25 protein-coding genes are annotated in these 23,252 nt (G+C 57.5%); 23 read left to right on the top strand and 2 right to left on the bottom strand.

Annotated features, from left to right (window positions below; translation table 11 throughout):
- Position 1: 1 nt before the first annotated feature.
- The 15 genes from rpmF to GYN01_RS03470 all read left to right on the top strand — a co-directional run bounded on the left by rpmF (position 2) and on the right by GYN01_RS03470 (position 12,538).
- Positions 2 to 184, top strand: coding sequence for a 50S ribosomal protein L32 (gene rpmF, locus GYN01_RS03540; RefSeq protein WP_003442519.1), 183 nt, complete (start codon positions 2 to 4; stop codon positions 182 to 184).
- Positions 185 to 188: 4 nt separating this feature from the next.
- Positions 189 to 1,199 (top strand): phosphate acyltransferase PlsX, encoded by a 1,011-nt coding sequence (gene plsX, locus GYN01_RS03535; RefSeq protein ID WP_082149363.1) that lies wholly within the window; start codon positions 189 to 191, stop codon positions 1,197 to 1,199.
- A gap of 126 nt (positions 1,200 to 1,325) precedes the next feature.
- On the top strand, positions 1,326 to 2,264 hold the full coding sequence (gene fabD / locus GYN01_RS03530) for an ACP S-malonyltransferase (protein WP_048400870.1): 939 nt from the start codon (positions 1,326 to 1,328) through the stop codon (positions 2,262 to 2,264).
- Between the two features lie 16 nt (positions 2,265 to 2,280).
- On the top strand, positions 2,281 to 3,024 hold the full coding sequence (fabG, locus tag GYN01_RS03525) for a 3-oxoacyl-ACP reductase FabG (protein WP_203306599.1): 744 nt from the start codon (positions 2,281 to 2,283) through the stop codon (positions 3,022 to 3,024).
- Positions 3,025 to 3,215: 191 nt separating this feature from the next.
- Complete coding sequence (gene acpP / locus GYN01_RS03520) at positions 3,216 to 3,452, top strand: acyl carrier protein (protein WP_048362943.1); 237 nt, start codon at positions 3,216 to 3,218, stop codon at positions 3,450 to 3,452.
- 111 nt (positions 3,453 to 3,563) lie between these two features.
- On the top strand, positions 3,564 to 4,808 hold the full coding sequence (gene fabF / locus GYN01_RS03515) for a beta-ketoacyl-ACP synthase II (RefSeq protein ID WP_048362944.1): 1,245 nt from the start codon (positions 3,564 to 3,566) through the stop codon (positions 4,806 to 4,808).
- Entirely contained in the window at positions 4,808 to 5,626 is an 819-nt protein-coding gene (pabC, locus tag GYN01_RS03510; RefSeq protein ID WP_203306598.1) for an aminodeoxychorismate lyase, read from the top strand. The genes fabF and pabC overlap by 1 nt, the downstream gene beginning before the upstream one ends.
- 3 nt (positions 5,627 to 5,629) lie before the next feature.
- Positions 5,630 to 6,721 (top strand): endolytic transglycosylase MltG, encoded by a 1,092-nt coding sequence (gene mltG / locus GYN01_RS03505; RefSeq protein WP_203306597.1) that lies wholly within the window; start codon positions 5,630 to 5,632, stop codon positions 6,719 to 6,721.
- A gap of 22 nt (positions 6,722 to 6,743) precedes the next feature.
- Entirely contained in the window at positions 6,744 to 7,376 is a 633-nt protein-coding gene (gene tmk / locus GYN01_RS03500) for a dTMP kinase (RefSeq protein WP_048401223.1), read from the top strand.
- On the top strand, positions 7,369 to 8,355 hold the full coding sequence (locus GYN01_RS03495) for a DNA polymerase III subunit delta' (RefSeq protein ID WP_203306596.1): 987 nt from the start codon (positions 7,369 to 7,371) through the stop codon (positions 8,353 to 8,355). The genes tmk and GYN01_RS03495 overlap by 8 nt, the downstream gene beginning before the upstream one ends.
- Before the next feature lie 32 nt (positions 8,356 to 8,387).
- Entirely contained in the window at positions 8,388 to 9,173 is a 786-nt protein-coding gene (locus GYN01_RS03490) for a TatD family hydrolase (protein WP_203306595.1), read from the top strand.
- A 339-nt stretch (positions 9,174 to 9,512) separates the two neighbouring features.
- Positions 9,513 to 10,154, top strand: a complete 642-nt coding sequence (locus GYN01_RS03485) for a TetR/AcrR family transcriptional regulator (RefSeq protein WP_048362949.1) — start codon at positions 9,513 to 9,515, stop codon at positions 10,152 to 10,154.
- Positions 10,155 to 10,277: 123 nt separating this feature from the next.
- Positions 10,278 to 11,246 carry a GTP 3',8-cyclase MoaA gene (locus GYN01_RS03480; RefSeq protein WP_048400860.1) on the top strand — a complete coding sequence of 323 codons (969 nt, stop codon included), beginning with the start codon at positions 10,278 to 10,280 and terminating at the stop codon, positions 11,244 to 11,246.
- 101 nt (positions 11,247 to 11,347) lie between these two features.
- Positions 11,348 to 11,953: a DUF4823 domain-containing protein gene (locus tag GYN01_RS03475; RefSeq protein ID WP_048401220.1), complete on the top strand. Its 606-nt coding sequence runs from the start codon at positions 11,348 to 11,350 to the stop codon at positions 11,951 to 11,953.
- 15 nt (positions 11,954 to 11,968) lie between these two features.
- The gene (locus tag GYN01_RS03470; protein ID WP_048362951.1) at positions 11,969 to 12,538 is read left to right on the top strand and encodes a DUF1285 domain-containing protein; all 570 of its coding nucleotides are present in this window, start codon (positions 11,969 to 11,971) and stop codon (positions 12,536 to 12,538) included.
- 4 nt (positions 12,539 to 12,542) lie between these two features.
- Here the strand turns inward: GYN01_RS03470 and GYN01_RS03465 are convergent, their stop codons facing one another.
- Positions 12,543 to 13,607 (bottom strand): NAD(P)-dependent alcohol dehydrogenase, encoded by a 1,065-nt coding sequence (locus GYN01_RS03465; protein WP_203306594.1) that lies wholly within the window; start codon positions 13,605 to 13,607, stop codon positions 12,543 to 12,545.
- A gap of 181 nt (positions 13,608 to 13,788) precedes the next feature.
- Here GYN01_RS03465 and GYN01_RS03460 point away from each other — a divergent pair, with 181 nt between their 5' ends.
- A complete protein-coding gene (locus GYN01_RS03460) occupies positions 13,789 to 14,682 on the top strand; it encodes an AraC family transcriptional regulator (protein WP_048400856.1) in 894 nt (297 codons plus the stop codon).
- Positions 14,683 to 14,808: 126 nt separating this feature from the next.
- Here GYN01_RS03460 and GYN01_RS03455 read toward each other — a convergent pair whose 3' ends face one another.
- Positions 14,809 to 16,473 carry an electron transfer flavoprotein-ubiquinone oxidoreductase gene (locus tag GYN01_RS03455; RefSeq protein WP_048362954.1) on the bottom strand — a complete coding sequence of 555 codons (1,665 nt, stop codon included), beginning with the start codon at positions 16,471 to 16,473 and terminating at the stop codon, positions 14,809 to 14,811.
- A 558-nt stretch (positions 16,474 to 17,031) separates the two neighbouring features.
- On the opposite strand from GYN01_RS03455, the gene GYN01_RS03450 reads away from it, so the two are divergent.
- The 7 genes from GYN01_RS03450 to GYN01_RS03420 all read left to right on the top strand — a co-directional run bounded on the left by GYN01_RS03450 (position 17,032) and on the right by GYN01_RS03420 (position 23,148).
- Positions 17,032 to 17,781 carry an electron transfer flavoprotein subunit beta/FixA family protein gene (locus GYN01_RS03450; RefSeq protein ID WP_203306593.1) on the top strand — a complete coding sequence of 250 codons (750 nt, stop codon included), beginning with the start codon at positions 17,032 to 17,034 and terminating at the stop codon, positions 17,779 to 17,781.
- A 2-nt stretch (positions 17,782 to 17,783) separates the two neighbouring features.
- Positions 17,784 to 18,713: an electron transfer flavoprotein subunit alpha/FixB family protein gene (locus GYN01_RS03445; RefSeq protein ID WP_048362956.1), complete on the top strand. Its 930-nt coding sequence runs from the start codon at positions 17,784 to 17,786 to the stop codon at positions 18,711 to 18,713.
- Between the two features lie 138 nt (positions 18,714 to 18,851).
- Positions 18,852 to 19,670 carry a substrate-binding periplasmic protein gene (locus GYN01_RS03440; protein ID WP_203306592.1) on the top strand — a complete coding sequence of 273 codons (819 nt, stop codon included), beginning with the start codon at positions 18,852 to 18,854 and terminating at the stop codon, positions 19,668 to 19,670.
- 9 nt (positions 19,671 to 19,679) lie between these two features.
- Complete coding sequence (locus tag GYN01_RS03435; protein ID WP_048362958.1) at positions 19,680 to 20,036, top strand: DUF4398 domain-containing protein; 357 nt, start codon at positions 19,680 to 19,682, stop codon at positions 20,034 to 20,036.
- Positions 20,033 to 20,848 (top strand): OmpA family protein, encoded by an 816-nt coding sequence (locus GYN01_RS03430; RefSeq protein WP_048362959.1) that lies wholly within the window; start codon positions 20,033 to 20,035, stop codon positions 20,846 to 20,848. Before GYN01_RS03435 ends, GYN01_RS03430 begins: the two co-directional genes overlap by 4 nt.
- A 288-nt stretch (positions 20,849 to 21,136) precedes the next feature.
- The gene (locus GYN01_RS03425) at positions 21,137 to 22,576 is read left to right on the top strand and encodes an aminotransferase-like domain-containing protein (RefSeq protein ID WP_048362960.1); all 1,440 of its coding nucleotides are present in this window, start codon (positions 21,137 to 21,139) and stop codon (positions 22,574 to 22,576) included.
- 104 nt (positions 22,577 to 22,680) lie between these two features.
- On the top strand, positions 22,681 to 23,148 hold the full coding sequence (locus tag GYN01_RS03420; RefSeq protein ID WP_173426989.1) for a translation initiation factor 2: 468 nt from the start codon (positions 22,681 to 22,683) through the stop codon (positions 23,146 to 23,148).
- Positions 23,149 to 23,252 lie beyond the last annotated feature (104 nt).

Here is a 23,252-nt window from a genome sequence, read left to right as displayed (position 1 = left end):
TATGGCTGTTCAGCAGAACAAAAAATCCCGCTCTGCCCGTGACATGCGTCGTTCGCACGATGCTCTTTCGGCTAGCACGCTGTCTGTAGAAAAAACCACCGGTGAAATTCACCTGCGTCACCACGTATCGCCAGAAGGCGTATACCGTGGTCGTAAAGTGATCGACAAGGGCGCTGACGAGTAATCACTTGTCCGTTCAGGTCATCGCGATCGACGCAATGGGCGGGGACTTCGGTCCCCGCAGCATTGTTCAGGCTTGCATCGCTTGTCTGTCTGCTACACCCTCGCTGCATCTGACCCTCGTTGGTCAACCCTCCGTACTTGAAGACTTGATCGCCAGCCATTCGGTTGTGGATCGCTCGCGCCTGACCATTACTCCAGCCTCAGAAGTTATCGCCATGAGCGAGCGGCCTTCCCATGCGTTGCGTGGCAAGCCGGACTCCTCCATGCGGGTGGCGCTTGAGCTGCTGCGTGATGGCAAAGTGCAGGCTTGTGTCAGTTCGGGAAATACGGGGGCTTTGATGGCGCTGTCGCGGTTCGTCCTCAAAACACTGCCCGGCATAGATCGCCCTGCGATGGTGGCGGCGGTTCCGACGCAGACGGGCTATTGTCAGTTGCTGGATCTGGGGGCGAATGTCGATTGCACGGCTGAGCAGTTGTTTCAGTTCGCGGTGATGGGGTCGGTGGCGGCGCAGGCCCTCGGCACGCTTCGCCCGCGCGTAGCCCTGTTGAATATCGGTACCGAAGACATCAAGGGTAACCAGCAGGTCAAGCAGGCCGCCGCCTTGTTGCAAGCGGCGAGTGGTTTGCATTACATCGGCTTTGTCGAAGGTGATGGGTTGTACCGCGGCGAGGCCGATGTGGTGGTGTGTGACGGTTTTGTAGGTAATATCCTGCTCAAATCCAGTGAGGGCCTGGCGACCATGATCTCAGGCCGGATTGAGGCACTGTTCAAGCGCACGCTCTTTGGGCGATGTGTCGGTGCGTTGGCGATGCCGTTACTGCGTCGCTTGCAGGCTGATTTGGCCCCCGCACGGCACAATGGCGCGAGTTTTCTGGGGTTGCAGGGAATTGTCATTAAGAGTCACGGTTCGGCAGGTGCTCAGGGCTTTCAAAGTGCGATACAACGGGCGCTGATTGAAATCCATGAAGACCTGCCAAAGCGTTTGCATGGGCGCCTTGAAGGGTTGTTACCGTAGGCGTATTGCCGGTCGAGCGTGTAAATGTGACCGCACGGTCTAAATCGCCATCCAACTGTCAGTTTCTTGCGTCCGCCACGGCAGGACGTCAATTCACCGACGACAAGATCATTAGGGGCTTGTTACATGTCTACATCCCTCGCATTCGTCTTTCCAGGGCAGGGTTCGCAGTCCCTCGGCATGTTGGCCGAGCTGGGCGCGGAACACCCGCTGGTCCTGGAAACATTTAAAGAAGCTTCTGATGCTCTGGGTTACGACCTGTGGGCGTTGACCCAGGCCGGCCCTGCCGAGAAGCTGAATCAAACAGATATCACCCAGCCCGCCATTTTGACCGCCTCGATTGCCCTGTGGCGTCTGTGGTTGGCCGAAGGCGGCAAGCAGCCTGATTTTGTTGCTGGCCATAGCTTGGGCGAGTACAGCGCGCTGGTCGCTGCCGGTTGCCTGAGCCTGGCTGATGCCGTGAAGCTCGTTGAGCGTCGCGGTCGCCTGATGCAAGAAGCTGTTCCTGCCGGTCAAGGCGCCATGGCAGCGATCCTGGGGCTGGACGATGCTGATGTGCTGGCTGCCTGTACTGACGCGGCGCAAGGCGAAGTGGTCAGTGCGGTTAATTTCAACTCGCCGGGCCAGGTGGTTATTGCCGGAGCCAAGGCGGCTGTTGAGCGCGCCATGGAGCTGTGCAAGGCCAAGGGCGCCAAGCGTGCGCTGCCGCTGCCGGTGAGTGTGCCCTCGCACTGTGAATTGATGCGACCCGCAGCTGAGCGTTTTGCCGAGTCGATCCAGGCCATTGACTGGAAAATGCCGCAAATCCCGCTGGTGCAGAATGTCAGCGCAGCCGTGGCGAACGATTTGGATACCCTCAAGCGCGACTTGCTTGAGCAGCTGTACAAGCCTGTGCGCTGGGTTGAATCAGTTCAATGTCTGGCGGCCAATGGCCCGGTCGAGCTGGTTGAATGTGGCCCGGGCAAAGTTCTGGTGGGCATCAGCAAGCGTTGCGCTGAGGGCATCACCACTCACAACTTGAATACCCCAGACGCCTTCGCTGCCGCTCGTGCGGCACTGGCCTGAATTAGGAGAAGCCTGCATGAGCTTGCAAGGTAAAGTTGCACTGGTAACGGGCGCTAGCCGTGGCATTGGCCAGGCGATCGCATTGGAGTTGGGTCGTCAGGGCGCCATTGTCATTGGCACTGCCACCACTGCTTCGGGTGCTGAGCGCATTGCTGCCACGCTGAAAGAAAACGGCGTTCAGGGCACGGGCATGGAACTCAATGTCACGGATGCAGATTCCGTTGTCGCCGTATTGAACAGCATTCAGGAGCAGTTCGGCGCGCCGGCGATCCTGGTCAATAATGCTGGCATCACCCGCGATAACCTGATGATGCGCATGAAAGACGACGAATGGCATGATGTCATCGATACCAACTTAAACAGTCTGTTTCGCCTCTCCAAGGGTGTTTTGCGTGGCATGACCAAGGCGCGTTGGGGACGAATTATCAACATTGGCTCTGTTGTGGGTGCCATGGGCAACGCAGGCCAAGTAAACTATGCCGCCGCCAAGGCCGGCCTCGAAGGTTTCAGCCGTGCTCTGGCGCGTGAAGTGGGTTCGCGCTCAATCACTGTCAACTCGGTGGCTCCTGGGTTTATCGATACCGACATGACCCGCGAGTTGCCGCAAGCACAGCGTGAAGCCTTGCAGACGCAGATTCCGCTGGGTCGTTTGGGTCAGGCTCAAGAGATCGCGAACGTGGTCGCTTTCCTGGCTTCGGACGGTGCAGCTTACGTGACTGGGGCTACAATTCCGGTCAACGGCGGGATGTACATGAGTTAAATGTGACGGATTGCTGCAAAAAAATGTCATACGAGCTGTCTAAAATCCGTTATAAAGCTGCAATCTTTTTATAGGCAGCCGGTTGTAGCGGGGTAGGTGCAAAGCTTTCAGTTGAAAAACTGAAAAGTCTTTCGATACACTTGCCCACTGGCCAGCTGCCTGAATTTGTCCATTAGGAGTGAAAACAAGGTATGAGCACCATCGAAGAACGCGTCAAGAAAATCGTTGCCGAGCAACTGGGCGTTAAAGAAGAAGAAGTGACCAACGCTGCTTCCTTCGTTGAAGACCTGGGTGCCGACTCCCTTGACACTGTTGAGCTTGTGATGGCTCTGGAAGAGGAATTCGAGACCGAAATTCCTGATGAAGAAGCTGAAAAGATCACTACTGTACAAGCTGCTATCGATTACGTTACTGCCCACCAGGCGTAATAGTTTGTAATCGTTACATGCTGTCATGGAAAAACCGCACTGCCACTATGGCGTGCGGTTTTTTCTTTAGGCTTGATGCAAAGTGTCGTCAATAGAATAAAGGAGAGTGCTGTGTCGCGTAGACGCGTCGTAGTCACCGGTATGGGGATGTTGTCGCCACTGGGTGCGGATGTTCCGAGCACCTGGCAAGGCATTCTGGCAGGCCGAAGTGGCATTGGTCTGATCGAACACACGGATCTTTCTGCCTATTCCACCCGTTTTGGCGGCTCGGTACAGGGCTTTAACGTTGAGGATTACCTCTCCGTCAAAGAAGCCCGAAAACTTGACCTGTTTATTCAATACGGTTTGGCAGCTGGTTTTCAGGCAATACGAAATGCTGGCCTGGAAGTCACGGATGCCAATCGTGAGCGTATTGGTGTGGCAATGGGGTCGGGTATTGGGGGATTGACCAATATCGAAGAAACCAGCCGTACCTTGCACGAACAAGGCCCGCGACGGATTTCTCCGTTTTTTGTGCCTGGCTCGATCATCAATATGATTTCCGGTTTTCTGTCTATCCACTTGGGTACACAGGGACCTAACTACGCCATTTCGACAGCGTGTACCACGGGTACGCATTGCATCGGTATGGCGGCGCGCAACATTGCCTACGGCGAAGCCGATGTGATGATTGCCGGCGGTGCTGAAATGGCCGCATGCGGTTTGGGCATGGGCGGCTTTGGTGCCTCGCGTGCGCTATCGACCCGCAACGATGACCCGACGCGTGCCAGCCGTCCCTGGGACAAAGGCCGTGATGGCTTCGTGCTGTCTGATGGCGCCGGTGCACTGGTGCTTGAAGAGCTTGAACACGCCAAGGCGCGTGGCGCGACGATCTATGCCGAGCTGATTGGCTTCGGGATGAGCGGCGACGCGTATCACATGACCTCGCCCCCGGCGGATGGCGCAGGCGCTGCACGCTGCATCACCAATGCCTTGCGTGATGCCAGGGTGAACATCGATCAAGTGCAGTACATCAATGCCCACGGTACGTCGACGCCTGCCGGTGACCTGGCGGAAGTCTCGGCGATCAAGTCGGTGTTCGGTGATCACGCCTACAACTTGGCGGTCAGTTCGACCAAATCGATGACCGGGCACTTGTTGGGTGCTGCTGGCGCGGTTGAGGCAATTTTCAGCGTGCTGGCGATTAACAGTCAGATTGCCCCGCCGACCATCAACCTGGACGAGCCTGATGAAGGCTGCGATCTGGACTTCGTGCCGCACACGCCGCGTGAAATGCCGATCGATGTCGTACTGTCCAATTCGTTCGGGTTTGGCGGCACCAACGGCTCACTGGTTTTCCGCCGGTTCGCCGAGTGATGCACAGCTGGGTCGACGGTCTGCCAGCGCACGGTTTATCGTCGCTCAAGGACCGTGGGCTGGCCTACGGCGACGGTCTGTTTGAGACCGTCGCCGTCAAGGCCGGGCGGCCGGTGTTGCTGGAGCTGCACATGCAGCGCCTGGTGCGGGGCTGCTCACGACTGGCGATTACTGCGGATCAGTCACTGATTCGCAGTGAAGTGCTGGCGTATGCACAGGCAATGGGCGAGGGCGTTCTCAAGCTCATCCTGACCCGCGGCGACAGCCTGCGCGGTTATGCCGCGTGCCCCGAGGCTCAGCCTCGCAGAATTCTGCAAGCCAGCCCTGCGCCGGCTTATCCCCTAGCGCACGCCCTTGAAGGTGTTCAGTTATTTGACTGCACCACGCGATTGGCTGAGCAACCGCTGCTGGCGGGACTTAAGCATCTCAATCGGTTGGAGCAAGTCATTGCCCGTTCGGAATGGCAAGACCCGACTTACGCCGAAGGCTTGATGCGTGACACCTCGGGACGCGTGATCGAGGGCGTGTTCAGTAACCTGTTTTTAGTGCGTGACGGGGTGTTGATCACCGCCGACCTGCAACGCTGTGGGGTGGCGGGTGTGATGCGTGCTGCATTACTGAGCGAGGCCGAGCGCCTGGCGATCCCGTGTCATGTCACTGATATCAGCGTTGAGCAGCTTCAACAGGCGGATGAACTCTTTGTCTGCAACAGCGTGTACGGCATTTGGCCTGTACGGGGTGTTGCTGGCCTGAGCTGGCCGGTGGGGCCACTCACCCGTAAACTGCAAAGCATTGCCCGCACCCTATTGGATGTTTGATTCGTGAAACGTAAATTCTTGTTGCTGCTGGAGACCGGTCTGGTGTTGGCGGGCCTGGTGTTGGGCGCCAGCGCCTGGAAACTCAATTCGGCGCTCGAGCAGCCGCTAAGACTCACGCAAGAACAACTGCTTGATGTACCGGCGGGCGCGACCCCAACCGGTATGTTCAATCGCCTTGAGGCAGACGACACGCTGCAAGACGCCTTTTGGTTGCGCGTGTATTGGCGCTTCAATCTGGCGGAGCAACCGCTGCACAGCGGCGAATACCGCATGACGCCCGGCATGACAGCCCAGGACCTGATCGGCCTTTGGCAGCGTGGAGAGGTGGTGCAATACAGCCTGACGCTGGTCGAAGGCTGGAATTTTCGACAAGTGCGCAGCGCGTTGGCCAAGCACGAGAAAATCGAGCAGACCCTCGACGGCCTGAGTGACAGTGAGGTGATGGCCAAGCTCGGTCATCCGGGTGAGTTCCCGGAAGGGCGGTTCTTCCCCGACACCTATCGCTTTGTGCGTGGCATGAGCGATGCGCAGTTGCTTGAAAAGGCCTATGACCGTTTGCATAAGGTGTTGGCTGAAGAATGGGCGCAGCGCGCCCCGGACCTGCCCTACGCAGACCCTTATCAAGCGCTGATCATGGCCTCGCTGGTAGAAAAAGAAACCGGTGTGCCGCATGAGCGTGGGCAGATTGCCGGGGTGTTTGTGCGCCGTATGAAGATCGGCATGCCATTACAGACCGATCCCACCGTGATTTACGGTTTGGGCGAGCGGTACAACGGCAAGCTCACCCGCGCCCACTTGCGCGAACCGACGCCTTACAACACCTACACGATTCCCGGTTTGCCACCGACACCGATTGCCATGGTAGGCCGTGAAGCCATTCATGCCGCTTTGCATCCGGTCAGCGGCAGCAGTTTGTATTTTGTGGCCAAGGGTGATGGCAGCCACACGTTCTCTGATGATCTGGACGCGCATAACAGCGCCGTCCGTGAATTCCAGATCAAACGCCGTGCCGATTACCGTTCAAGCCCTGCGCCGGATGCCGTCGCCCCTGTTTCCCCGGCGCCCGGCGAAGCCCAACCGCAAAGCGCGCAATGACACTGATAAAGGACTGCTGCCTGTGACTGGCTTGTTTATTACGTTGGAAGGCCCCGAAGGCGCGGGCAAAACCACCAACCGTGAATACCTGGCCGCGCGCTTGCGTGCTGAAGGTATTGATGTGGTGCTGACCCGTGAACCTGGCGGCACGCCGCTGGCTGAGCGCATTCGTGAACTGTTGTTGGCGCCGAGCGACGATGCCATGTGCGCAGACACCGAATTGTTGTTGGTGTTTGCCGCCCGCGCGCAACACTTGGCCGAGGTGATCCGTCCGGCGCTGGAGCGTGGCGCCGTGGTGCTGTGTGATCGCTTTACCGACGCCACCTACGCGTACCAAGGCGGTGGCCGCGGCTTATCGAAAGAGCGCATCGCGACCCTTGAGTCATTTGTACAGGGTCACCTGCGTCCCGACTTGACGCTGGTATTCGATTTGCCTATCGAGGTTGGCATGGCGCGCGCCAGTGCGCGGGGCCGCCTGGATCGCTTCGAGCAAGAAGGCCGGACCTTTTTTGATGCCGTGCGCAGTACCTATCTGCAGCGCGCTGAAGCCGCCCCGCAGCGTTACCGTTTGGTTGATGCGGCGCAAAGCCTTGAGCACGTTCAGGCGCAGCTGGACGCGTTGATGCCGCAAGTGCTGGGTTTGTACCGTGGCTGAAACCTATCCGTGGCAAGACGGCCTCTGGGAGCAAATGGCAGGGCGCGCACACCATGCGCACGCCTATCTGCTGCACGGGCCTGCCGGGATCGGCAAGCGCGCCCTGGCCGAGCGCCTGATGGCCCGCCTGCTGTGCAGACAACCTGCCGGGCTTGAGGCCTGCGGTACCTGCAAGTCCTGCCTGCTGTTGGCGGCGGGCAGTCATCCGGACAACTACATTCTGGAACCCGAAGAAGCGGACAAGGCGATCAAGGTCGACCAAGTGCGTGATCTGGTGAGTTTCGTGGTGCAAACCGCTCAGTTGGGCGGGCGCAAGGTGGTGTTGGTCGAGCCGGTGGAGGCGATGAATATCAACGCCGCCAACGCATTGCTCAAAAGCCTGGAAGAGCCGTCGGGCGATACGGTGTTGCTGTTGGTCAGTCACCAGTCCAGCCGTTTGTTGCCGACCATCCGCAGTCGTTGTGTGCAGCAGGCGTGCCCGCTGCCGAACGAAACGCTGAGCCTGGCGTGGCTGGCTAAAACCTTGCCCGATTGCAGTGCTGATGAGCGGGTGGAGTTATTGACCCTGGCGGCCGGTTCGCCGTTGGCTGCCGTCAAGTTGCACGCACAGGGTGTGCGAGAGCAGCGGGCTGGCGTGGTGGAAGGGGTTAAAAAGCTGCTCAAGCAGCAGATCTCGGCCACTCAATTGGCAGAAAGCTGGAACGCGATTCCCCTTTTATTGCTGTTTGATTGGTTCTGTGACTGGTCGAGCCTGATCTTGCGCTATCAACTGACTCAGGACGAAGTCGGCCTGGGCCTTGAAGACATGCGCAAAGTCGTGCAGTACCTGGCGCAAAAAACGCCGCAGGAAAAAGTCCTGAACATTCAGGACTGGATTCTGGCCCAGCGGCAAAAGGTGTTGAGCAAGGCCAACCTCAACCGAGTGCTGTTGCTTGAAGCGTTATTGGTGCAATGGGCAAGCCTGCCCGGCCAGCGCTGAGTTGATTCACATTTTTTAGCAGGTGATTTTCCATGCTCGTTGACTCCCACTGCCATCTTGATCGCCTTGATCTGAGTGCCCACGACGGTTCGCTGGACGCCGCCCTGCAAGCAGCGCGTGAACGCGGGGTGGGGCATTTTCTGTGCATTGGCGTCAGCGCTGACAACGCGGCCGATGTCAAAGCCCTGACCGAGCGTTATAGCGATGTGGACTGTTCGGTGGGCGTGCACCCGCTGGACGTGCAACCGGGCGCCGCTCCGGCATTGGACTGGCTGCTGAGCGAGCTGAATCACCCGCAGGTGGTGGCGATTGGCGAAACCGGCCTGGATTATCACTACGAACCTGAAGCGGCCGAGTTGCAGCAATTGTCGTTTCGCGTTCACTTGCAAGCCGCGCAGCAAACCGGCAAACCGGTCGTGGTGCATACCCGTGGCGCACGTGCAGACACCTTGGCGCTGCTGCGCGAAGCCGCATTGCCTCAGGCCGGTGTGTTGCATTGTTTTACCGAAGACTGGGACATGGCCAAGGCGGCGCTGGACCTGGGTTTTTACATTTCGCTTTCTGGCATCGTGACGTTCCGCAACGCCGACGCCCTGCGCGACGTGGCGCGCCAAGTGCCGGCCGATCGTTTGCTGGTGGAGACTGACTCGCCGTACCTGGCGCCGATTCCTTACCGGGGCAAGCCCAACCTGCCGCAGTACGTACGTGAAGTGGCAGAGTTTCTGGCCATGTTGCGCGGTGAGTCCTACGAGCGTTTTGCCGAGCAGACCACCGAAAACTTCCAGCGCCTGTTCCCGCTGGCGCGGGTCCAACACTGACCCGTCGGCAAAAAACACAAAAAAAACCCGGGCTCTGGGGGAATCCGGGTTAAGACCATTAGGAGTAAAACAAAGGCGCACACTCCGTTGTGACCCTTATCGGCGAAGCATTTGGGGGGTATGTCACGCCGACACCCTAAGTATTGGTCAGCTTTGTAGGGCGTCCAGTCGGCATTGATCATTTTTTAAACAGATTTGGAATACCCGTGATTCGTTTGAGTACGCATTGTGCTGGGCATTATTCATCCGCAGACATCGATAGGCAGGATGATCCGTGCAATTTAGCGTGACTTAGGCATAATACCGGGCTTCGATTTTGACCCCTACAGACCTTTTCTTATGCACAAAGAACCCCGTAAGGTCCGTGAGTTTCGTCGCCGCGAGCAAGAAATTCTCGATACCGCGCTCAAACTGTTCCTCGAACAGGGTGAAGACAGCGTCACCGTCGAGATGATTGCGGATGCCGTCGGCATCGGTAAAGGCACGATCTACAAGCATTTCAAGTCCAAGGCCGAGATCTATCTGCGCCTGATGCTCGACTATGAGCGTGATTTGAACGAGCTGCTGCATTCCGCCGATGTGGATAAAGACAAAGAAGCGCTGTCGCGCGCCTACTTTGAATTTCGCATGCGTGACCCTCAGCGTTATCGGTTGTTTGATCGCCTTGAAGAGAAGGTGGTCAAAGGTAATCAGGTGCCTGAGTTGATCGAAGAGCTGCATAAAATCCGTGCGTCGAATTTTGAGCGCCTCACGCTCCTGATCAAAGGTCGGATCAGCGAAGGCAAGCTCGAAGACGTACCGCCTTATTTCCACTACTGCGCTGCCTGGGCGCTGGTTCACGGCGCGGTGGCGCTGTACCACTCGCCGTTCTGGAGCAATGTCCTGGAAGATCAGGAAGGTTTTTTCCAGTTCCTGATGGACATCGGTGTGCGCATGGGTAACAAGCGCAAGCGCGATACAGACACCCCGGCTGTCGAGTAACGCCGTCGGTTCACCGCGCATGGCGCTTTGCCGTGCCGCCTATACTCAGGTGTAGGTCTTGCCAAAACCTGATACATGAGTCAGGTTTTGGGGCGTCCTACTTCCCTCGTGCCGGAGTCATCCATGATTGTTGACCGCCAAGGCAGACAATTTCGCAACTTGCGCATTAGTCTGACCTCCGCTTGCAACTATGCCTGCACCTACTGCGTGCCGAACGGCAAGCGATTAGTGGCGGCGCAGGATGAGTTGTCAGCTGAAGTAATGGCGCGTGGCGTGGCGTATCTGATTGAAGCGGCCGGAATTGAGCGTTTACGTATTACCGGCGGCGAGCCGTTGGTCAGTCCCAAGCTGGAAACCTTCATGCGCGAAGTCGGGCAGTTGGGCCTGAGTGATATCAGCCTGACCACCAATGGCCAATTGCTCACGCGCAAATTACCGTTGCTGCTGGACGCGGGCATACGCCGCCTCAATGTGTCCCTCGACACCCTCAACCCCGACGCTTTTCGCAGCATTGCCCGCGGCGGCGATTTGGCGACCGTGCTCAATGGCCTGCAACACGCCAGCGAGGCGGGGATGAAGATCAAGGTCAATATGGTGCCCTTGCGGGGTCAGAACCTGGATCAGGTCCTGCCGCTGTTGGAGTACTGCCTTGAGCGAGGGTTCGAACTGCGCTTTATCGAACTGATGCGCATGGGCCATCTGGCCAGCGATGGCAATGCGTTTTTGCATCAGTTTGTGAGCTTGCAGCAATTGCTTGAGCTGATTGGCGAGCGGCACGACTACCTGCAAGCCGATGCGCCGATTGATGCCACGGCCGTGCGCTATCAGATCCCGGGCCGGGGGTATTTCGGTGTGATTGCCAACGAGAGTGTCCCGTTTTGTCGGACGTGTTCGCGGTTGCGCCTTTCATCGACCGGCTGGTTGCACGGGTGTTTATCGTCGAGTAATCGTCATTACGTCGGGGATTTGCTCAACAAGCCCCGGCACGAAGCGTTGCCGGCGTTGCAAGGTTTGTTGATGAAAGCCTTGGGTGACAAGCAGGACGTCGCCTTTTCGGGGGGGGCCACGGTGATGAAAATCATTGGTGGTTGATGTGTGTGTCCTGCGATGTTCGGCTTCGGCTCAAACTGGCGCGCAAACTGCATTACGCGGCTATTCGCCGGTTTTTTGTCACCGGCCATCGGGAGATCGTGATGCGTAGTCTGTTTGTGTTGCTGGCTTTTTTGGCGCTGGGTGGTTGCATGAAGGTCAGCGACCTGGGCGAAGGCGCGCGCTATCAAATGAGTGACGCCGGTTTGCTCGACCACAGCAACACGCGTCGCAGCAATTCGCTGCGCATCCAGCCCGACTCCTTCATTTACATTGCTCAAGGCCCGTTTAAGCCCATCGGCGACCCTTACGTGCGGCCCAACGTTGTGGCAGAAGAAGCCTACAGTGGTTTTATCGAATACTTCCCGATGGTGCGTCGCGCCAAGGCACCGCTGGGATTGGACGACGCGATGACTGAAGCCCGGGGTTTTGGCGCGCACTATTTGCTCTACACCCGATTTGCCCGTGCCGATGACCGCATTGGCAACAGTGACGAGTGGCTGGACCAGGAAGAAATCAGCCGTTTGGGTATCGACAGTGGTGTGATTCAGGTGATGTTGATCGAGACCAGCACCCAATACTTGATCGACACGGCCACCATTCGCAGCCGTGGCGGTTTGCTGACGTTTCATGACAACAAGCCTGCCGACCTGATTGGCCCGCCGCTGGCTAAGTACGCGCGCAGCTTGATAGGCTTGAGCGATCAATAAATTCAGGAGGGCAGTATGAGCGAGCCGGTGGACGTCAGTGGCCTGTTGGCGCAAATCCCCAAGCCCGGCAAAGGTTTGCCGCCGGTTCACTTGTGGGACACCGCATTTTGCGGCGACATCGACATGCGCATCGCCCGTGATGGTACTTGGTATTACATGGGAACGCCGATTGGGCGCAAGCCGATGGTCAAGCTGTTCTCAACCATCATTCTCCGTGAGGGTGACGATTACTTTCTGATAACACCGGTGGAAAAGGTCGGGATCAAAGTCGATGACGCGCCCTTTGTGGCGGTTACCCTTGAGGTCGAAGGGGTGGGTGAGCAGCAGGTGTTGCGCTTCACCACGAACGTGGATGAGCAGTTTGAATTGGATCGTGAACACCCGTTGCGGGTGGTGATTGATCCTGTCACTCAAGAGCCTTCGCCTTACGTGCGGGTACGACGCAACCTTGAGGCGTTGATCCATCGCAATGTGTTTTACCCGTTGGTCGAGATGGCGCAGACGCTGGTCATTGATGGCCAGCCTTGGCTGGGCGTGTGGAGCAACGGGGAGTTCTTCCCCATTGCTCCGGCCCCGGCGGGCTAAACGCTTAGGCTTTCAGCGTTTTCATATCAATCACGAAGCGGTATTTCACATCACCTTTCTGCACGCGTTCAAACGCTTGGTTGATGTTTTTGATGTCGAGCATTTCGATGTCACAGGTGATGCCATTCGCGGCGCTGAAATCCAGCATTTCTTGAGTTTCAGCGATACCGCCGATGAGCGAGCCGGCCAGCACGCGACGCTTGAACACCAGGTTGAACGCATCCACAGCCGGTTCAACCGGTTCGATCAAGCCAACCAGAATGTGCACGCCGTCAAAACGCAGGGTTTCGAGGTAGGGGTTCAGGTCGTGTTGCACCGGAATGGTGTCGAGCAAGAAATCGAAGCTGCCAGCGGCGGCTTTCATTTGCTCGGCGTCGGTGGACACGATCACGTGATCGGCACCTTGACGGCGCGCTTCTTCAGCTTTGGCGGCGGAGCGTGTGAACAAGGTCACTTCTGCGCCCATGGCCTTGGCAAACTTGATCCCCATGTGGCCCAAGCCACCCATGCCCAGCACGCCCACTTTGTCGCCCGGCTCAACACCGTAGTGTTGCAGCGGCGAGTAAGTGGTGATGCCGGCGCACAGCAGCGGAGCTGCACTGGCCGGATCGAGGTTTTCCGGAATGCGCACTACGAAGGCTTCGCGCACCACGATGCTGTCCGAGTAGCCGCCCATTGTAGTGGTGCCGTCAATACGGTCCGGTGAGCCGTAGGTCTGGGTGAAGCCTTCCAGGCAGTACTGCTCCAAATCTTCTTTACAGGCCGAACATTCGCGGCACGAATCGACCATGCAGCCTACGCCGACCATATCGCCCACTTTGTATTGAGTGACGTCGCTACCGACGGCGGTGACTTTGCCCACGATTTCGTGGCCTGGCATGACCGGGTAAACCGCAAAGCCCCAATCGTTGTGCACTTGGTGGATATCGGAGTGGCACACGCCGCAGTACAACACCTCAATGGCGACGTCGTCCGGGCGCGGGGCGCGGCGGTTGAACTGCATCGGGGCCAAGGGGGCCGAGGTGGTTTGAGCGGCATAGCCGATGGCGTTGTAAGTGACGTTGGACATGGAAAGCCTCGCGAAACGTTGACGGTGAACAAGGAGGTCATTTTGCGCTCGCCAGTCTTGCAGGACTATGACAATTCCTCCGCCTGTTATGCCTATTCCTCCGGCGTGTCGGGCTGGAGGTGGTTTTGGTGGCCAATTCTGCGAAGATGCGCCTGTCTATTCCTCCTGTGAAGTTGTCTTCATGTTTTTGACTCGCCATCGCGATGAGAACGCCACGCTGGTCTCGTTGATCGAGCCGCTGGCCTCGCAAACCGGTTTTGTATCGACTTTATTGCCTGAAGTGCGCGTGGTGTCGGCGTGTCGGGCTGTGGCGCGCATGCCGCAGATTTATGAGCCTAGCCTGATGGTCATCGCGCAAGGCAGTAAGTTGGCCTATCTCGGTCAGCGCACCCTGGAATATGGCGCAGGCCATTACCTTGTGCAGGCGCTGTCGGTGCCGTTTGAGTGTGAAACCTTTGCCTCTGAAACGGTGCCACTGCTGGGGGTGGCGATCAGTATTGATCGGGCTGTGCTGGGGGAGCTGGTGCTGGCGATGGGGCTGGACCCGGACCGTAGCGCCGTGGCGCAAACGCCGGAATCCATGACCTCGGCGGTGTTGGATGACGAAATGCGCCAGGCGGTTGAGCGTTTGCTACGTTGCCTGCATGACCCGCTGGAGTGCCGGATCATGGGTAAAGCGCGCTTGCGTGAAGTTCTTTTCGCGGCACTGCGTGGGCCGCAGGCCGGGGTGTTGCGGGCGCTGGTTGAGCAGCAGGGCCAGTTCGCCCGGGTTGCCGCCTCGCTCAGTCATTTGCATGAGCACTTTGCCGAGCCGTTGAATGTCGACACGCTGGCACGGTGCGCCAACATGAGCACGTCCACCTTCCATGAGCATTTCAAACGCAGCACTTTGCTGTCGCCGGTGCAATATCTCAAGCGTTTGCGTTTGTTGCGGGCGCAGCAGTTGTTGTTGAGTGAAAGGCTGGGTGTGGCGCAGGTGGCCGAACGCGTGGGCTATCAGAGCGCCTCGCAATTCAGTCGTGAGTACAAGCGCTACTTTGAACGCAGTCCCGGGCATGAGGGGGCAGGGTGCTGAGGGCCTTACAACCGTTGTGTAGTCGCTGACCAGGCACGAGGCTGCGATAAGAACTGCAGGGCCTTCGATCAATAAAGCGGGGCCGCTTTGCAGCCCCTGCCTTGTCAGCGACTAAACGAGTCGGGCTTACATGTTCGGGTACGTCGGGCCGCCAGCGCCTTCCGGGGTGACCCAGGTGATGTTTTGTGACGGGTCTTTGATGTCGCACGTTTTGCAGTGCACGCAGTTTTGCGCATTGATCTGGAAGCGCTTTTCACCGCTTTCCTGCGTGATCACTTCATACACACCTGCCGGGCAGTAGCGTTGCGCCGGCTCGTCGTAGAGCGGCAGGTTCACGCTGATCGGAATGCTTGCGTCGCGCAGCTTGAGGTGACAAGGCTGCTCTTCTTCGTGGTTGGTGCTGGAGAGAAACACCGAGCTGAGTTTGTCGAAGCTCAACTTGCCATCGGGTTTCGGGTAGTCGATCTTCTTGCAGTCTTTGGCCAGTTTCAGGCAGGCGTAATCTGGCTTCGTGTCGTGCAGGGTGAACGGCAGTTTGCCGCCGAAGATGTTTTGATCCATCCAGTTGAAGCCTGCGCCCATGATCGGGCCAAACTTGTGCATCGCCGGGCCGAAATTTCGGCTTGCAAACAGCTCGTCGAACAACCAGCTGGCTTTGAAGGCTTCAACGTAGGTGTTGAGTGCATCGCCGCCTTCGGAGTCTGCGAGCAGCGAGTCTGCCACCGCCTCGGCGGCAAGCATGCCGGACTTCATCGCCGTGTGACTGCCTTTGATCTTGGCCACGTTCATGGTGCCCAAGTCGCAACCGATCAGGGCGCCACCGTTGAACACCATTTTTGGCAGCGAGTTCAGGCCGCCTTTGGCCAGGGCGCGCGCGCCGTAACTGATGCGTTTGCCGCCTTCAAGGTATTGCTTGAGCACCGGGTGGTGTTTGAGGCGCTGGAACTCATCGAACGGCGACAGGAAGGTATTGCTATAGGACAAGTCAACGATCAGGCCCACCACCACTTGGTTGTTTTCCAGGTGATACAGGAAAGAACCGCCAGTGTTTTCGCTGCTAATGATGTCCAGTGGCCAACCAGCAGTGTGAACCACCAGGCCGGGTTGGTGTTTGGCCGGGTCGATTTCCCAGATTTCCTTCAGGCCGATGCCGTAGTGCTGGCTGTCGGCCTCGCTGTCGAGGTTGAAGCGCTCGATCAGCTGTTTGCCCAGGTGACCGCGGCAGCCTTCGGCGAACAGGGTGTATTTGCCGCGCAACTCCATGCCAGGGGTGTACAGGCCTTCTTTAGGATTGCCTTCGCGGTCAACGCCCAGATCACCGGTGATGATCCCGCGAACCACGTTGTTTTCGTCAAACAGAACTTCTTGAGCCGCGAAACCCGGGTAGATTTCCACGCCCAAGTTCTCGGCCTGCTGCGCCAGCCAACGGCACAGGTTACCGAGCGAGATGATGTAATTGCCTTCGTTGTGCATGGTTTTAGGCACAAACAGATCCGGCACCTTGGTCGCGGTGGCTTCGCTGCGCAGTACATAGATGTCGTCGCGGGTGACTGGGGTATTGAGCGGAGCGCCCAGTGCTTTCCAGTCCGGGAACAATTCGTTCAGGGCGCGTGGTTCAAATACGGCACCGGACAGAATGTGAGCACCGACTTCGGAGCCTTTTTCAACCACGCAGACGCTGATTTCTTTACCGGCTTCGGCGGCCTTCTGCTTTAAACGGCAGGCGGCGGACAAACCGGCAGGGCCGGCGCCGACGATGACCACGTCGAATTCCATGTATTCGCGTTCCACAGGCTATCTCCTACTCAAGGCTCAACGGTATTTTTCTAATTGGAGGTTTGGCGTTCCATCCATTATTTCCTCGCCTGCTGGCTGAAGATGCAATGGATGAGGCGCCGCTCTCTCTATGGCCGGGCATTATATCTACACCACTGTCAGGGTCCAATACAAACGTTTGTTTGAATCTGCTGGAACCCAGACAAATCAAAGTCGAGAGGCTCAAAAGTGACCGATTTGCTGTATTGACCGCAAAAGGCGTTCCGGTCAAGATACGGGCGGTTTTGCGCTCGCCGTAGGCTGATTGTCGGTTTCAAGAGCACCTCTAAAGACAGGGCACAGGCATGAGCCTGTAGGAGCCCGCTATTTTTTGAGCGAAGTTTACACGTCCTTTTGGTGGATGACTCGTGAGTCACACCTGACAGACGGTCGCACGGGAAGTATTTGGCATTCGTCATTCTTTATATAAGAAGGGCACAGCAACGATCTTTGGAGGTGCCCTTGTGCTGATGAGCTTCAACCGCCAGGTTCGCCTAGGCGACTTTCTTTTCACCGGAGAGTAACGAGGAATCCATGAAGGTTCTTGTAGCTGTCAAACGAGTGGTCGATTACAACGTTAAAGTACGCGTCAAAGCGGACAACTCCGGCGTTGACCTCGCCAACGTCAAGATGTCGATGAATCCTTTCTGCGAAATCGCAGTGGAAGAAGCCGTACGCCTGAAAGAGAAAGGCGTGGCGACTGAAATCATCGTCGTCTCCATCGGCCCGACCACGGCTCAGGAACAGCTGCGGACCGCGCTGGCACTGGGTGCAGATCGCGCCATCCTCGTCGAATCCGCCGAAGACCTGACTTCGCTGGCCGTGGCCAAGCTGCTCAAGGCAGTCATGGACAAGGAGCAGCCGCAGTTGGTGATCCTGGGCAAACAGGCCATCGACAGCGACAACAACCAGACGGGCCAGATGCTGGCTGCGCTGACCGGGTATGGTCAGGGCACATTCGCGTCCAAGGTTGAAGTGGCGGGTGACAAGGTTGCCGTGACCCGTGAAGTTGACGGCGGCGCGCAAACAGTTTCGCTGAGCTTGCCGGCCATCATCACCACCGACCTGCGTTTGAACGAGCCGCGTTATGCGTCCCTGCCAAACATCATGAAGGCCAAGAAGAAGCCGCTTGAAGTGCTGACGCCTGAAGCGTTGGGCGTTTCGACCGCTTCGACCAACAAAACCTTGAAAGTTGAAGCGCCGGCTGCTCGCAGCGCGGGTATCAAGGTCAAGTCGGTGGCTGAACTGGTCGAGAAACTGAAAAACGAAGCGAAGGTGATCTGATCATGACTATCCTCGTAATCGCCGAACACGACGGCAAAGTACTGGCTCCGGCCACGCTGAACACCGTTGCCGCCGCTGCCAAAATCGGCGGTGACATTCATGTTCTGGTTGCAGGCCAGGGCATTGGCGCAATCGCTGAAGCCGCTGCCAAAATTGCTGGCGTGGCCAAAGTGCTGGTTGCTGATAACGCGGCTTACGCGCACCAGTTGCCAGAAAACGTTGCCCCGCTGGTCGCTGAGCTAGGCGCTGGCTACAGCCACATCCTGGCGGCCGCTACCTCTAACGGTAAAAACATCTTGCCGCGTGTGGCTGCGCAGCTGGACGTTGATCAGATCTCCGAGATCGTATCGGTCGAAAGCGCGGATACATTCAAGCGTCCGATCTATGCCGGTAACGCCATCGCCACCGTGCAGTCCACTGCACCGATCAAAGTGATCACCGTGCGTGCTACCGGTTTCGATCCGGTTGCTGCTGACGGTGGTTCGGCTTCGGTTGAAGCAGTTGGCGCTGTTCATGATGCAGGCACCTCCTCGTTTGTAGGTGAAGAGCTGGCCAAGTCGGACCGCCCTGAGCTGACCGCTGCCAAAATCGTCGTGTCGGGCGGTCGTGGCATGCAGAACGGTGACAACTTCAAACACCTGTACGCACTGGCTGACAAGTTGGGTGCTGCTGTTGGCGCTTCCCGTGCCGCAGTCGACGCAGGTTTTGTACCCAACGACATGCAGGTCGGTCAGACCGGTAAAATCGTTGCGCCACAGCTGTACATCGCGGTGGGTATTTCTGGCGCGATCCAGCACTTGGCCGGTATGAAAGACTCCAAAGTGATCGTTGCGATCAACAAGGATGAAGAAGCACCGATCTTCCAGGTGGCTGATTACGGCCTGGTCGCGGACTTGTTCGAAGCTGTGCCGGAGTTGGAGAAGCTGGTTTAATCCAGCCGCTTCACTTATAAAGAGCCCGACCATTCGGGCCGTGGAGAAAGGCGAAACACCGAGTGTTTCAGCTGATTTTTCATGGTCGTATGGTCGGGCTTTTTTGTGTGTCTGAATTGGATTTTCGGGGTGTGAGGTATGGGTGTGCTGCAAGTAAGCAGGTGGTTGCTGGGTTTGGTGTTTTTGCCAGTGTTGTCGCAGGCGGCCGGCAAGTGCGAGCGCCTGATCGTGACCGGCAGCCCGGATGCTCCTCCCTATCTGTGGCGCGACCCTGCTGATCCTGCACATTTGATTGGCGCCAGTGCTGACCTGCTGCAACACGTGGCGCAAGACCTCGGTATCAACATTGAAGTGGTGTATGGCGGCAAGCGTGCAGAAGCACAAAACGAAGTGCGCACCGGGCGCATGGACATGCTGCTGGATGCGCCGCTGACGTTGGCCGGCCTGACGGCGCAAGATTACATTCACCCGCCGCTGGTGCGTAACGACTACTTGGTGTGGACGCTCAAGGGGTCAGCCCTCGCTTATGACACGCCTGCCGATCTGCATGGGCATAAAGGCGCACTCTCCGATAAAGCTCGCCTCACAGAGGCGTTTGATGCCTTTGCGCAGCGTCAGCTCACACTGGAGCGTCGCTCGAGCTTGGCGCAAGCGTTCCAGGCGTTGTTGCTGGGTGACGTCGAATACGTGCTGGCGGGGCGTTATGCGGGCCTGGCTACGTCTCAAACGTTGGGCATCACCGATGACGTGTGGGCACACGATCAGCCAGTCGATCAGCCGGGACTGTTTGTGGCGATTTCCCATGACTCCGCTTGCAATGAACCGTGGTTGCGCGGACAGCTCGGGCAAAAGATGACAGAATTGCCCGCCTCTGGCCTGACCGAGGCCGCAGTGCAACGCAACCTGGAACGGTGGAAAGCTCAGCTGAAACAGCCGGTCAGCGCCCCAAAACAGTAGGAATACCCAGTGACAATTCGACCTCTTTTCGCTGCCCTGGCCGTTCTGGCTTTGGCGGGCTGTGCAGCTGATCCTGCGCCGAATGAACAAATTCGTTTGACTGAGCAAGCCTTGGAGCAAGCCAAAGCCGTGGGTGCCAGTGCTGATGATGTCACCGAGCTCAAACAAGCCGAAGACAAGCTGGCCGAGGCATTGGCCGAAATGGCTGAAGCGTCTTACAAAGATGCGCGCATGCAGGCTGAACAAGCCGAGCTGGATGCGCGATTGGCCGAAGCGCGCGTGCTGACCCAAAAGAGCCAGGAGCAATTGAACGTGTTGAACACCCGAATTACACGCTTGCGCAAGCAACTGGCGGAGGACCAATGAGCCTTAAGTCCGTCATGATCAGCGCGAGCGTGTTGCTCGCCAGCGTCAGCCTGGCCGGTTGCGCCGGGCACCACAACAGTGACCAGGCCTTGCAACAGGCCGCCAGCGATTTTCAGGTGGTCAAAGAAGACACCAATGTGTTGCGCATTGCTCCCAAGGATGTCATCCGTGCTGGTGAATCGTTAGCCCGCGCTGAGCGCTTGTCCAGTTACTGGGGCAGTGGCGAAGATGTGGCCCATTACGCGTATTTGAGTCAGCGCTATAGCGAGATCGCGCGCGAACACACGCAGCAAGTGCTCAACGAAGAGCGTGCGGCCAAGCTCGAACTGGAGCGTCAGCGCCTGCAATTGGCCCTGCGCGAAGCCAAGTTGTTAAGCGTTCAGCAGCAAGGGCAATGGCTGGAAGAGCAAATCCTGAGCCTGACGACCAACGAGACAGATCGGGGGTTGGTCATGACCCTGGGGGATGTGTTGTTCGATACGGGTGAGGCTGACTTGAAAAACTCCGCCAACCGCACGGTCCTCAAGCTGGTGCAATTTCTACAGCTGAACCCCAAGCGCGTGGTGCGTATTGAGGGCTATACCGATAGCACGGGCGGCAAGGATGACAACCTCAAACTGGCGCGTGATCGGGCACAAGCCGTGGCTGATGTGTTGATTGACCTGGGCATCGACGAAAAACGCATTCAGGTTGAAGGCTATGGCGATGAATACCCGGTGGATGTGAATGCCACTGAGCGTGGTCGGGCGCAGAATCGTCGCGTTGAGATTGTGTTCTCTGACGAAAAAGGTCAGTTGGGCGCTGCCCGCTAACACCCTGAGGTCTGCGTAACCTGCTGGCGAAAGCGACGTTCGATTGCGAAGCGAGCACCGTGTTGAATTGCTGTGCGAGCGCTGCGCGCCCGGACGCAGCCTCGCATTACTCGTCAGCGACTACAGGTTTAGGTCTGCGTAAATCTGTTGCCACTCTGTACCCATACAGTTTCACCCCGTTGAGCACTGTACGGCTTAGATGGATGACAACTGTGCCCGTACACTTCTAAACTGTTCCGGTATTGTTCTACACAACAAAAAAAACGCCTGAACATTGAGTGCTGCGCCATGACCAACCTTTTGCTTTATCAACGTATCGCTCAGCAGTTGGCTGAGGATATTCGGCGTGGTGTTTATCAGCCCGGCGAGCGTGTGCCTTCGGTACGTAAGATGAGTTCGCAGCTCAATGTCAGCCATGCCACGGTCTTGCAAGCCTACGCCAACCTTGAAGATCAAGGGCTGATTCGCGCCCGGCCACAGTCGGGGTATTACGTCCACCAAACCCCGGCACTGACCGCGCCAACCCCCGATATCGCCCGCGTTGAGCGCCCAGGTTTGGTTACACGCAGCAGTATCATTCAACAGGTGTTGGTCGAATCGCGCCGCGAAGGGGTGTTTCCTCTGGGGGCTGCGGTGCCCAGTGTCGACTATTTGCCCGTACGCGCCCTGCACCAGCAGTTGGCCAAAGTTACGCGCTTCCATAGCCCTCGCGCGTTCAGTTACATGTTCAGCCCAGGCTTTGAGCCGTTGCGTCGGCAAGTGGCAATTCGCATGCGCGATGCCGGGGTGGTGGTCGATCCTTCAGAAGTGATCATTACTCATGGCTGCGTCGATGCACTGCAAATGTCGCTGCGCACCCTCACGCGCCCCGGTGACCTGATTGCAGCCGAGTCGCCTACCTATTACGGGTTGTTGCAACTGGCGGATTTACTGGGCTTGAAGGTGATCGAGATTCCCAGTGATCCTGCCACCGGTATGAGCCTGGAAGCCCTGCAATTGGCGGCCAATCAATGGTCGATCAAAGCGTTGGTGTTGACCACGCGCCTGAGTAATCCGCTGGGCGGCACCATGCCCGAGGAGCGGCAGAAGCAGTTACTGCGCCTGGCTTCCGATTTCGATATCCAGATCGTTGAAGACGATATTTATGGCGAGTTGATGTTCGAAGTCGGCCGTACCAAGGCGCTCAAGGCCTATGACCGGCTGGATCGAGTGATTTACTGTTCAAGTTTTTCCAAGACGCTTTCGCCCGGTGTACGGATTGGCTGGATGATCGCGGGTAAGTTTCAGCAAGAGATCCAGCGCTTGCAGACGTTTACTACCCATTCAGCGTGCAGCGTGACGCAGATGGGTGTTGCGGCCTACCTTGAAAATGGCGGGTATGACCGCCATTTGAGGCATATCCGGCAGGAGTACCGGAAAAACCTCAGCGCATTTCAGTTGGCGGTCCAACAGTATTTCCCCGAGGGCACGCAGATGTCGCGTCCCAGTGGCGGGTTTATACTGTGGGTCAGTTTGCCAGGCCGGGTTAACACCCAAGAGCTGCATGTGCGGGCGTTGCAGCAAGGGATCAGCATCGCGCCGGGGTTGATTTTCAGTAATACCGAGCAATTTAATCATTGCATACGGCTCAATTGCGGTACGCCCTGGAACCGGGAAGCGGAGCGCGCCCTGATGACCTTGGGGATGCTTGCCAGCCAACTCTGTCAGGAGGCGACAAGCCTCTATTGAGCCCGCATGCGGCAATCGGACATGGCGATGTGCCTACATGTGACTTGTCACACGAGGTCTAAAGCGCCAGCATATGCACTTGAACCGTTAACGCTGTGGGAGTTATGAAAGCGACATTTAGCGTGGTGATACTGTTGATCGGCGTGTTAACTGCCTTTGCGGCTGTCGATGTGGCAGCGGTGCAGTCACAGGCCCAGACAACCAACACCAAGACCGTCGAGTCGCCTGAAAAGCCAGCTGCCAGTGCTCAAAAGGCACTCGCAAAAAAGCGTGCACCTGTTGCGAGCAAATCAAAGTCGGCGCGTGAGATCGCAAAAAAACGCTTGCCCAGCGCCAAGCTTGACCTGAGCCTGCCTCCTGAAATGGTCAAGCAACTTCAGCCGATTGGCACTATGCCGATGCCCAAGCACAAACCCTTGTTGCCCAATCTGTTCGGTGAAAAACCCGCAGAAGACAGCCCGTTTCAATTAAACGGTCGTCTGTTGAGCAATGAGATGGAGCTGCAACTGCGCAACGAAGCCCGTGACCGACAAATTGAAGGCGCGGCCCTGGATTTCGAGTTCAAGCAATAAGTGCCTCATGCGCCAAAGCAGGCTTCTAAACTGACTGTTCAGTCACGTGCGTCTATGCGCACTTTCTGCTGAACGGACAATTTCAAACGCCTGTTCCAGCGAGT

This window comes from Pseudomonas weihenstephanensis, from assembly GCF_016812185.1.
Classification (GTDB): Bacteria; Pseudomonadota; Gammaproteobacteria; order Pseudomonadales; family Pseudomonadaceae; genus Aquipseudomonas; species Aquipseudomonas weihenstephanensis.
This window is presented reverse-complemented; position numbering and strand designations above follow the sequence as displayed.